We start from the raw sequence: 10,771 nt of genomic DNA, 5'->3' as shown, positions 1-10,771 counted from the left end.
ACGTCAACCAGGAAGTGGTTGTGGTGCAATTGGTGGTTACAATAGAATGCATGCCATATTTGGCACATCTGAGAGTTGCATTGCAGTACATCCAAGCGATATGTGTGTTGGCTTAGTTGCGTTGGATGCACAAGTCGTATTAGCAAGTGTAAAAGGTGAAAGAAAAATCAATTTTATAGATTTCCACCGCTTGGCTGGAACAACTCCCGAGAAAGATAATAATCTTCAAAAAGGCGAATTGATTGTCAGATTAGAGATTCCTGTAAACAATTTGAATAAGAATTTTCATTATTTAAAAGTGAGAGATCGTTCTTCTTATGCATTTGCACTAGTTTCTGTAGCAGCTGCTTTAGAAATAAAAAACAATATAATAAGCAATGCTCGTTTGGCAATGGGAGGTGTAGCACACAAACCTTGGCGTTTAAAACTAGTTGAAGAGTTTTTAAAAGGAAAACAAGCAACTAAAACAACTTTTGAAGAAGCGGCAAAACTAGCGATGAACGGTGCTAAAAGTTTTGGAGAAAATGACTTCAAACTCAAACTAGCACCGAATACCCTAATTGAAGCGTTAACGACAGCTAAATCTAAAGCCTAATGGAATTTTTTGTAGATGAAACCAACATGTGGATACCAGAGCCAAATCATATAGATGCACACGGTAGCTTCATCGCTGCTGAAAAGCAATTAATAATAGATGAAAACGACCGAGTTGACGGTGTAGATAAAGTAACTGGAAAAGCGAAGTATTTTGCTGAATATCAATTACCTGGATTAACATACGGCGTTTTGGTGACGAGTACAATTACCAAAGGGAAAATTACCGCAATTGATAGCAAAGCAGCCAAAAATGCTCCAGGTGTATTCGATGTCTTGTCTCATTTAAATAAACCATCTGTTGCAGGTTATGAGCAAGCTGGCGGTTCGCCAATGAAGATTTTTTATACTGACCAGGTTTTCTTTAACGGACAACCAATTGCAATTGTAGTGGCTGATACCTTTGAAAGAGCAACTTATGCCGCATCATTAGTTAAAGTAAACTACGAAAAAGCTGCTTTTAATACCGATTTTGAAGCGAGTGTTAAAGATGCGGCAGTGAAGAAACTGCAAGGTCAGCCACCATATGTAAGAGGTGTTGCCGGTGCGTATAAAACAGCAGAAGTAAAAGTTGAGCAGACCTATACAATGCCAGTTGAAACACATAATCCGATGGAATTGCATGGGATTATTGCAGATTGGAGAGCGAATGATAAAGTTACTGTTTATGCGAAAACACAAGGCGTAAAATCAACACAAAATACGATAGCAAACGTCTTTAAAATACCAGCAGAAAACATTCAAGTTAATTCTCAATTTGTTGGTGGTGGTTTCGGAATGGCTTTAAGAACCTGGCCACTAGAAATTGCCGCAATTATGGCATCAAAACAGTTAAAGAAACCGGTAAAGTTGGTTATTACTCGTGACCAAATGTTTACCATGGTTGGAAATAGACCAGCGGCTTATCAGAAAATTGGCTTGGGAGCCACAAAAGATGGAAAAATAACAGGAATTACTCATACAGCTTTTGGTCAGAGCGCTACTTACGAGAATTTTACTGAAGGCGTAGTAAATATGACTAAGTTTATGTATGATTCTGAAAATGTAAACACGAATTATTATGTCATTCCATTAGATATGGGCGTACCTATTTGGATGCGTGGTCCAGGAGAAGCTACTGGAGCTTTTGCTTTGGAAAGTGCAATCGATGAAATGGCGTATGCTTTGGATATGGATCCATTAGATTTTAGAGCAAAAAATGATCCTGAAAAGGATCTTTCCCAAAAGCGACCATTCTCTAGTAAATACATTAAAGAAGCCTACAAATTAGGTGCTGCTAAAATTGGATGGAATAATCGGAAAAACAAACCAGGTAGTACTGTTGAAGGTTCTTGGAATATTGGCTATGGAGTTAGTGTAGGTGTATTTAATGCGGGTAGAGGTAGAGCAAGTGTAAAAGGAATTTTAAAAGCGGACGGTACGTTGGTTTTACAAAGTGCAACGAGCGATATTGGTCCGGGTACAGGAACTGGAATGACGTTAATTGCCAGTAAATTAATGAATATCCCGGTTGATAAGATAGTTTTTGAGTTAGGGGACTCTTCTTTACCGCCTGCTCCAAGTCAAGGCGGTTCAGCAACTTTATCTACTGTTGGAAGCGCTGTAAATGATGTTTGTGTTGCACTAAAATCAACTATTGCAGAATTAGCGGCCAATTCTAATATGGATGCAACATCCAACTTTGTTGATGTTTTGAAGAAAAACAATCTACCAATGATTGAAAAAACAATTCAATCTTCACAGAATAACCCAGAAGCAAAAAACTATTCGATGTATTCGTTTTCTATCCACTTTGTGCAAGTAAAAGTGCATCAATTAACTGGAGTAGTTAAAGTGAGTAAAATTGTTTCTGTAGGTGATTCAGGAAAAATTATAAGTCCAAAAACTGCTCGTAGTCAAATGGTTGGTGGAGCAGTTGGAGGTATTGGAATGGCATTAACTGAAGAAGCAATTTTAGATAATCGTTATGGCAGGTATGTAAACAACAATTTTGCAGATTATCATGTACCTGTAAACGCAGATGTGCCAGATATTGATGTGATTTTTATTGATAAACCTGATCCTATTGTTAATCCGATGGGAGCAAAAGGGATGGGGGAGATTGCATTAATTGGTTTTGCTGGTGCAGTTGCAAATGCAGTTTTTAATGCTACAGGTAAAAGAATTAGAAGTTTACCAATTACTCCTGATAAGGTTTTGGAGGGATAGTTTTTGAAACTTGTCATCCAGAACGTAGTGAAGGATCTCTTTTGGAGCAATAAGAGAGATGCTTCGCGTTGCTCTGCATGACAAAACACTTTACTTCTCACTTGGATTTTTCTTTCCAGCAGTTAATTTCTCCACAGTTTTAGAAATTCTTTCCAACCTGGTTTTTTCTTGTTTGGCAGATAAAATCCACAGCACATATTCCTTACGATTTGAATAGGATAGACCCTGATAAAAATCAAAAGCTGAAGATTGTTTTTTGAGTTCTATTTCTAAATCCTCCGGTAGGTTAATAATTTTGTTATCTACATCAATATATTTCCCATAATCACTTTGGGCAATTTCAGTATTTCCTAAACCAGATCTTTTTAATTCAGATTCTGGTTTAATTCTTAATGCTGTCCATGTTTCATCTATTGCAGCAGAACCACAAGGAGTTAGGTTAAATCTTTTTAAATCATCCCAACTTTGCATTAGGTTTAAATCGCTAGCTAGTTTTGATTTTGCTTTAGGGTAAAAGATCCAGCAAATTGTTTTAATACCTATTGTTTCTGTTTTTAAAGCATTTAATAAATCAGCCTTTTTAACTGCAAAAACAAATAGTGCATCAAATGTTGGTACATCATTGAATGAAAATTCTATATCTGCTGGCATATCTCCAATGATAGCAGGAAAATTTTCTGGAGCATTAAGAACTTTTACTTTAAAATCAGTTTTGATTTGTAGTTTTTTGAGTAATGTATTTTCCATATTTAAATAAACATTATATCTCTCTTTTGAAAAGACGATTTTATTTTATAATCTCAATTTTGCAAAGAAATCCCAAAGTACAATTCCAGCAGAAATTACGATATTAAAAGAATGTTTAGTGCCAAATTGCGGAATTTCAATACAATTATCAATTTTTTGCATTACCTCATCACTCACACCATTTACTTCGTTACCAAATATTAGAGCATATTTTTTAGTAAGATCAGGTTTAAAAACATTTAACATGGTACTATTTTCAGCCTGTTCTATTGCAATAATTTCATATCCTTTTTGGCGTAAAGTATCAATCGCAACTGAAGTATCTTCAAAGTGAATCCAATCTACAGATTGTGTAGCACCTAAAGCAGTTTTCTCAATTTCGCGATGCGGTGGTTGAGCAGTTATTCCACATAATATTACTTTTTCTATCGAAAATCCATCAGCAGTTCTAAAAACAGAACCTACATTATGCATGCTTCGCACATTATCTAAAACCACTACGACAGGTAATTTATCCTGTTCTTTAAATTCTTTGACATCGACACGATTAAGTTCATCGAGTTTTAATTTTCGCATTCCTTAGTTTGTTATTTTTTTAACGCCATCACCAATTTGATGAACATAAATAGCTGCTGGATAACCGATTTGCGTTACATAATAATCTGTTAATTGTTTTGCGAAATCCTCTTCGTATCCCTTTTTAAGCAAAGCAATGGCACAACCACCAAAACCCGCACCTGTCATTCTTGCGCCGCTCACATGATCATAATCTTTACAAAAATCTACAACAGCATCTAATTCTTTACCGGTTACTTCGTATAAATCCTTTAATGATTGATGTGAAGCATACATTAATCTGCCAAATTCTTCTAATTCACCAGCATTTAATGCTTTTGCAGCTAAATGAACTCTATCATTTTCTTTAATCACATGAGTTGCTCTTTTTAAAACCGTTTCATCAGTAATGAGATGACTATGTAAAGCAAATTTATCTGCCGTTAACTCACATAAATTATCAATTTTTATTTCTTGTTGTAGTGCTTTTAAAGCTGTTTCACACTCTGCAACACGCTCATTATATTTTGATTCTGATAATTCCCTTACTTTATTGGTATTGATAATCGCCAAAACATGATCTCCAAGGTTACAATCAACAACTTTGTATTTTAAGGTATCGCAATTTAAAACCAAAGCCTTATCCGCTTCACCAAAAGCAATAGAAAACTGGTCCATAATACCAGAGTTTACGCCTATAAATTCATTTTCTACTTTTTTAGAAAGTTTTACTAGTGCAAATTTGTCATTCCCTAAATCATAGTAATCGTTTAAAGCATAAGCAGTAAGTACTTCAATAGAGGCTGATGATGAAAGGCCAGAACCGATGGGAATATTTCCAAAATACAATAGATCCAAGCCACTAGCATCCCAACCTTGTTGTTGTAATTCGTGAAAAACTCCTAATGGATAATTGTACCATTCTTTTCCAGTTTTACTGTATTCTTTTTGAAGCTGAAAAGTTCCTTCCTCTTTAAAATTAATGCTGCTAAATCTAATTACATTATCGTTATTTGGCGCTAAAAGTAACCACGTGCCAGATGTAATTGCGCATGGCATTACTAAACCGCCATTATAATCTATGTGTTCTCCTATTAAATTAACGCGGCCTGGAGCAAAGTAAGTAGCAGTTGGATGTTGCTTATATTTCTCAAAAAAAGTTTCGGATAATTGACTGTTCATATATGGTATTTTCTTCGCAGGGTTATAAGTTTATTTGTATTTTAGCTGAAGGTCTAAGATACAATTTATGAAAGTAAAGCAGATAAATACAGGCAATTTTATTGATAAAAAAGCGGTAGTTGCGGTCGAATTAAGTAACGATAGGGGTAGTTTGGTGAAAATCTTTAATTACGGTACAATAATTAACCAATTTATAGTAAAAAATGCTAAAGGTGAGCAACAAGACATTGTATTAGGTTTCGATAAATTTGAAGATTATATCAGCCCAGCTTACTTAACAAATTACCCTTATTTTGGTGCTATTATTGGTCGGTACGCAAATCGTATAAAAAATGGACAATATAATATCGATGGTGTTGATTATCAATTAGCTAAAACAAATGGTAATGATTGTTTACATGGCGGTAAAATAGGATTTGATAAAAAAATGTGGGATATTATCAGCACTGGAGAAGAGCCACATGCTAGTGTAACTTTTCAATATTTTAGCTTAGATGGAGAAGAAAACTTTCCAGGGGATTTAGCCGTACAACTTACGTTTGAACTCACTAATAATGATGAACTAATTCTAACCTATCAAGCTGATACAGATGAAGCTACACCGATTAACTTAACGCATCATAGTTATTTTAATTTATCGCCAACGGGCGGCAATATAGGCAAACACATCCATCAAATGAATGCATCTAATTATTTAGAACAAGATGATAATTATGTGGTTACTGGCAAATTAATTCCTGTTGAAAACACAGTTCATGATTTTAGAAAAGAAAAAGCTTTTGATACAAATTGGGATGCAACTGAAGGCTATGATCAAACTTTTGTATTAGATAAAGAATACGGATCGTTAACCTTAGCTAGTAAAACTAGTGAAACAAGTAGTGGTTTATCTTTGTTAGTCTACACAACCGAGCCAGTTGCGCATTTATACACAGCAAAATATTTAAATGTTAAGAATGGTAAAGGTGGTAGAGATTATAATGCGTATGAAGCTTTTTGTGTAGAAACACAGCATCATCCAAATGGACTTAACATTCCGCATTTTCCAAGTACTATTTTAAGACCTGAAGAAATTTATACTCAAACGACTATTTATAAAGTTTTAACCAAATAATTCACCACCATGTTTACACTTGAAAAAATAAAAACTGCACATCAAAAAACTAAAACTGGAGCTGATTTTCCACAATATATTGCAGACATTAAAGAAATGGGTGTAAGTAGATATGATGTCTATATAATGAATGGAATGACAATTTATTTTGGTGACGACGATTATACAGTGGAAAGTCCACCTGCATATGAAAATTTGTTAATAGAAGAAAAATCATCAGAAACAGATTTGAAAGAAGCTTTAAAAATCCATCAACAAGGTGAAACTGATTATCAAACTTTCTGTAAGCAAGCTGCTTTTGCTGGAGTTGAAAAATGGATTACTGATTTAAGCGCTATGACAGTAACTTATTTAGATATGGCTGGACATGAATTAGTTGTAGAGCATATTCCTACAGTCAGCTAATTACAAGCGCTCTAGAACCGTTTTAATAGCTTTCTCTACAATTTTTTCAGGTGTACTGCTAAACTCAAAATTTACACGACTAGCTAAAATAGCGTTTACGGACAATGCTTTATGACCTAATGTTTTGGCTAAAGCATAAATACCTGCAGTTTCCATTTCTAAATTGGTAATTCTGTTTTTACCTTCCTTAAAACTATTTAATTGACTAATAAAATCTGGAACTGCATTTTTTGCACGCACTTGCCTGCCTTGCGGAGCATAAAAACCAGGGGCAGTTGCAGTAATTCCTTGTTTCATTCCTTTACCAATTGTTTGTAATAAACCTTGATCCGCAGCGGTTAAATAGGGATGAATACCTTTAATATGTGAAAAATGAGATTTAATGCTATCTAATAAACTGTGTTCATCTCCAGAAATTTGATGGATATAATAATTCATCAATGCATCAAAACCTAAACCAAAAGAAGAAGCTAAAATAGTCCCCATTGGAATATCAGCTTGTACAGCTCCAGAAGTACCAATTCTAATAATATCTAATGATTTTAATTCTTTCTTAATTTCTCGCGTGGTGAAATCTATGTTCACTAAAGCATCTAATTCATTAAAAACAATATCGATATTATCAGTACCAATCCCAGTAGAAAGTACAGTAATGCGTTTTTTTCCAAGATAACCTGTATGCGTTATAAATTCTCTTTTTCCTTTTTTTACCTCAATAGAATCGAAATGTTTACTGATTTCAGAAACACGATCCAAATCGCCTACCGTAATAACGGTATCTGCAATATCTTCGGGAAGTAAGTTTAAATGGTAAATACTTCCATCTGGATTAATAATTAAATCAGCTTCTGATAATTTTGCCATAACATAGGATATTTGGTGTAAAACAAACTTAATAAAATTAGTTCATTGGTGCCGGTAGTTCAAGAGCTAAATAGTATTCAAGTATTTAATATCGATACCTTCAACCTTTTCTAATTTACCTAAAACTGCATTCAAATTTGCCTTTCTTACTTCAAACTTAACCACACATTTCGTATCAAACTCCTGATTAAGGACGGTTAGTTGTTCGTCTTTTATGATGCGCATAATAGTGTTCATAACTAAATAATCAAAATGTATTTCATAAACATCGTTTACTGTTTTTGTAATGATTTCATTTACCTCAAGTGCTTCAACAGTAGCTGTTTTATACGCATTAATTAAACCTGGAACACCTAGTAAAGTTCCGCCAAAATAACGAACGACTACGACCAAAATATTTGTAACATCTGTAGAAAGTAGTGTGTTTAAAATTGGTCTCCCAGCAGTTCCAGAAGGTTCGCCATCATCATTTAATTTAAAAACACTTCTATCTGGCGACAAACGTAAAGCCCAGCAAAAATGCCTCGCTTTACTATGTTCCGCTTTGAGCTTTGAAATGATATTTTTAACTTCAGTTTCACTAGAAATAGGATAAGCATAACCGATAAACTTACTTCCTTTATCTCTAAAAATACTTTCGGAAGTGGTTTTTATAGTTTTATAAGTATCATCAAACAGCATTCAATTTCGATAAAGTGATCAACGCAATAGCTATTAATGCAAGCATTAAGCCAGTATAATTCAGTTTGCTCAATCTTTCCTTAAATAAAATGATACCAATTAAACTTCCAGTTATAATTACACCAATATTCATTGCTGCAAATACAGTTGATGGTTGCTCTGACATCGCTCTGTGTGCTTTTAGGTAGAATAAAATGTTTCCAAAATTGAAAAATCCTAGTATACAGCCACAAACAAAGTTGATGAATTGAATTTTGGTTTTCCTAGTAATGGCGAAATATAAAATATAGAGTAGAGAAAAAACAAAAGCAATACAAAAAATCAGAAACAATGAAGAGGTGTATGGGATAACTGTGATTTGGCTCACAAGCTTAAATAGCACATCGATTGCACCAAAACCAACAAATACCAATAATAAGTACCACCACGTATGCTTCGAAGACGGACTTCCAGATTTACGATAAATAGTAAATATAATCGCCATAAAGCCAACAATTAAGCCTACATATTTTAAGCGATCGAAGCTTTCATTAAACAAAAAGTAAGCTGCACAAAGCGATATAAACAACGATAAACGTTGCGCAATATCAGTTCTAGCCAAACCAGTTTGCTGTACCGAAAAACCTTGAATTAGAAAAATTGCAGGAAGCAATATGCCAAGTGCAATATAAATAGGAGAGATGAAGCTTAAATTGATTGTGCTAAAATCGGGTTTAAAAAAGAAAGCACTTAAACCAATAGCGAATAAATAATTCCAGGTTACGGCTTGCATTATATTAATTTGATAACGTTTAGCCAGTTTAAGCAAAACACCAACAATAACACTGCAACTAATACTTAAAACTAAATAAATCATTTTTGTGAGTAAGGTGAGTAAATCTTTAATTCGTCAATACCAATTTGTAAAGTCTCAAGTATATTCCCTTTTAAGAAAGGAGCTTTTATTCCGTCATTCCATTCAGTTTTTGCTGTAAAAACTCTGGCTTCATCCCATAAGTTAGCAGTTATAAATTGATTTAGAATTTGAGCGCCACCTTCTATTATTACCGATTGAATATCCATCAAATACAATTGAAAAGCTATTTTTTGTGCTAAATAAAACTGCATATCTTCCATTTGCACAAAGTGGATATTATTAATCACATCAGTCTTTATTTCATTAAAAATAATGGTTTTAGACTCATTATTGTAAATATGGTGAGTTTCGGGAATTTCCAAATTTTTATCAATTACAATGCGGATAGGGTTTTTGCCTTGCACATTTCTAGCTGTCAACTGTGGATTATCAATCAATGCAGTTTGTTTTCCAATTACTATCCCATCTTCTTCGCTTCTCCATTTATGCGTTAATTGTTTAGCTTCAGCACCTGAAATCCATTTTTGTGTTGCATTATTAGGGGCAAAATAGTCATTAGCAGTTTGTGCCCACTTTAAAATGATAAAAGGTCGTTGTTTTTCAATTCTGGTAAAAAACCTACGATTTAAAAAACTACATTCATCTAGCAAAACACCTGTAACTACTACAATCCCTGCGGCTTTTAATTTTTCAATCCCTTTACCATTCACACCCGAAAACGGATCTGTATTTCCAATCACAACTTTCTTTAACTGATGTTTAACTAGCAAATCTGCACAAGGTGGAGTTTTACCAAAATGAGCACAAGGTTCTAAATTAACGTAAGCAGTCGCATTTTTGAGTAGGGAAGAGGCTTCGTCTCCAAAATTAATAAACACATCATTTATCGCGTTGACTTCTGCATGTGCTTCACCAAATTTCTGATGATAACCTTCTCCGATAATTTTGCCTTCATGAACTATTATGCAACCAACCATAGGATTAGGACTTACATTGCCTATTCCTTTTGCGGCTAATTCCAAACAACGTCGCATGTAAAGTTCATCGCTCATTAGTGCAAAAGTAAATTATTGTCATGATTATAGCTATTTTTACAGCAAATGAAATTAAAGGAATTAGCAACAAAGTTTAGTACAGATTTAAATTCACTTTATCCACAAGATGAAGCATTAGCACTATTTCAACTAACACTTCATCATTTGTTAGGCCTAAGCAGAGCTGATTATCTTTTAAAAAAAGAACAAGAGATTTCCATAGACAATATATCGAAATTCGAAGCAGTTTTATTAGAACTCCAAACCGGCAGACCCATTCAATACGTCATCGGTGAAGCGCATTTTTATGGATTAACACTTAGAGTAAATGAATCTGTTTTAATTCCACGACCAGAAACAGAGGAATTAGTAGAGTGGATAGTTTCAGTTTGCAATTCTCAACTTGCAGTTAATAGTTCGGATGCTAAAATCATCGATCGTGTATCATCAATCAATAATATACTTGATATTGGTACGGGAAGCGGTTGTATTGCCATTGCATTAAAGAAAAATCTACCAACTCCAGTAATT

Annotated in this window: 11 protein-coding genes and 1 pseudogene; 5 read left to right on the top strand and 7 right to left on the bottom strand. The window is 34.1% G+C overall.

Annotated features, from left to right (window positions below):
- Together WC622_RS11240 and WC622_RS11235 are read left to right on the top strand one after the other, a co-directional pair.
- Positions 1–595, top strand: a 595-nt coding sequence (locus tag WC622_RS11240; protein WP_372819787.1) for a xanthine dehydrogenase family protein subunit M, incomplete at its 5' end; no start/stop codon positions are given.
- Positions 595–2,802, top strand: coding sequence for a xanthine dehydrogenase family protein molybdopterin-binding subunit (locus WC622_RS11235; RefSeq protein ID WP_372819786.1), 2,208 nt, complete (start codon positions 595–597; stop codon positions 2,800–2,802). The genes WC622_RS11240 and WC622_RS11235, both read left to right, overlap by 1 nt.
- A 90-nt stretch (positions 2,803–2,892) precedes the next feature.
- Here WC622_RS11235 and WC622_RS11230 read toward each other — a convergent pair whose 3' ends face one another.
- From WC622_RS11230 to WC622_RS11220, 3 genes are read right to left on the bottom strand one after another with little or no spacing between them, the layout of a single operon-like run.
- On the bottom strand, positions 2,893–3,549 hold the full coding sequence (locus tag WC622_RS11230) for a YdeI family protein (protein ID WP_372819785.1): 657 nt from the start codon (positions 3,547–3,549) through the stop codon (positions 2,893–2,895).
- Between the two features lie 45 nt (positions 3,550–3,594).
- Entirely contained in the window at positions 3,595–4,125 is a 531-nt protein-coding gene (locus tag WC622_RS11225; RefSeq protein ID WP_372819784.1) for an RNA methyltransferase, read from the bottom strand.
- 3 nt (positions 4,126–4,128) lie between these two features.
- Complete coding sequence (locus WC622_RS11220; protein WP_372819783.1) at positions 4,129–5,286, bottom strand: galactokinase; 1,158 nt, start codon at positions 5,284–5,286, stop codon at positions 4,129–4,131.
- Positions 5,287–5,353: 67 nt separating this feature from the next.
- Between WC622_RS11220 and WC622_RS11215 the strand changes: the two genes are divergently transcribed.
- Both WC622_RS11215 and WC622_RS11210 read left to right on the top strand, forming a co-directional pair.
- Complete coding sequence (locus WC622_RS11215) at positions 5,354–6,400, top strand: aldose epimerase family protein (RefSeq protein WP_372819782.1); 1,047 nt, start codon at positions 5,354–5,356, stop codon at positions 6,398–6,400.
- Between the two features lie 9 nt (positions 6,401–6,409).
- On the top strand, positions 6,410–6,805 hold the full coding sequence (locus WC622_RS11210) for a DUF1398 domain-containing protein (protein ID WP_372819781.1): 396 nt from the start codon (positions 6,410–6,412) through the stop codon (positions 6,803–6,805).
- Here WC622_RS11210 and WC622_RS11205 read toward each other — a convergent pair whose 3' ends face one another.
- The 4 genes from WC622_RS11205 to ribD form a co-directional block, all read right to left on the bottom strand.
- The gene (locus WC622_RS11205) at positions 6,806–7,669 is read right to left on the bottom strand and encodes a nucleoside phosphorylase (protein ID WP_372819780.1); all 864 of its coding nucleotides are present in this window, start codon (positions 7,667–7,669) and stop codon (positions 6,806–6,808) included.
- A 66-nt stretch (positions 7,670–7,735) separates the two neighbouring features.
- Positions 7,736–8,350 (bottom strand): YigZ family protein, encoded by a 615-nt coding sequence (locus tag WC622_RS11200; RefSeq protein ID WP_372819779.1) that lies wholly within the window; start codon positions 8,348–8,350, stop codon positions 7,736–7,738.
- Positions 8,340–9,206: an EamA/RhaT family transporter gene (locus tag WC622_RS11195; RefSeq protein WP_372819778.1), complete on the bottom strand. Its 867-nt coding sequence runs from the start codon at positions 9,204–9,206 to the stop codon at positions 8,340–8,342. Before WC622_RS11195 ends, WC622_RS11200 begins: the two co-directional genes overlap by 11 nt.
- Entirely contained in the window at positions 9,203–10,258 is a 1,056-nt protein-coding gene (gene ribD, locus WC622_RS11190) for a bifunctional diaminohydroxyphosphoribosylaminopyrimidine deaminase/5-amino-6-(5-phosphoribosylamino)uracil reductase RibD (protein WP_372819777.1), read from the bottom strand. The genes WC622_RS11195 and ribD overlap by 4 nt, the downstream gene beginning before the upstream one ends.
- 48 nt (positions 10,259–10,306) lie before the next feature.
- Here ribD and WC622_RS11185 point away from each other — a divergent pair.
- Positions 10,307–10,771: pseudogene (locus tag WC622_RS11185) on the top strand (class I SAM-dependent methyltransferase); the annotation flags it as partial.

The organism is Pedobacter sp. (assembly GCF_041662865.1).
Taxonomy (GTDB): Bacteria; Bacteroidota; Bacteroidia; order Sphingobacteriales; family Sphingobacteriaceae; genus Pedobacter.
This window is presented reverse-complemented; position numbering and strand designations above follow the sequence as displayed.

Bases quoted from the DNA above. Each gene is read 5' to 3' on its own strand.
- WC622_RS11225 (WP_372819784.1), bottom strand. From the start codon at position 4,125: ATGCGAAAATTAAAACTCGATGAACTTAATCGTGTCGATGTCAAAGAA.
- WC622_RS11235 (WP_372819786.1), top strand. From the start codon at position 595: ATGGAATTTTTTGTAGATGAAACCAACATGTGGATACCAGAGCCAAAT.
- WC622_RS11220 (WP_372819783.1), bottom strand. From the start codon at position 5,286: ATGAACAGTCAATTATCCGAAACTTTTTTTGAGAAATATAAGCAACAT.
- WC622_RS11205 (WP_372819780.1), bottom strand. From the start codon at position 7,669: ATGGCAAAATTATCAGAAGCTGATTTAATTATTAATCCAGATGGAAGT.
- ribD (WP_372819777.1), bottom strand. From the start codon at position 10,258: ATGAGCGATGAACTTTACATGCGACGTTGTTTGGAATTAGCCGCAAAA.
- WC622_RS11210 (WP_372819781.1), top strand. From the start codon at position 6,410: ATGTTTACACTTGAAAAAATAAAAACTGCACATCAAAAAACTAAAACT.
- WC622_RS11215 (WP_372819782.1), top strand. From the start codon at position 5,354: ATGAAAGTAAAGCAGATAAATACAGGCAATTTTATTGATAAAAAAGCG.
- WC622_RS11230 (WP_372819785.1), bottom strand. From the start codon at position 3,549: ATGGAAAATACATTACTCAAAAAACTACAAATCAAAACTGATTTTAAA.
- WC622_RS11195 (WP_372819778.1), bottom strand. From the start codon at position 9,206: ATGATTTATTTAGTTTTAAGTATTAGTTGCAGTGTTATTGTTGGTGTT.
- WC622_RS11200 (WP_372819779.1), bottom strand. From the start codon at position 8,350: ATGCTGTTTGATGATACTTATAAAACTATAAAAACCACTTCCGAAAGT.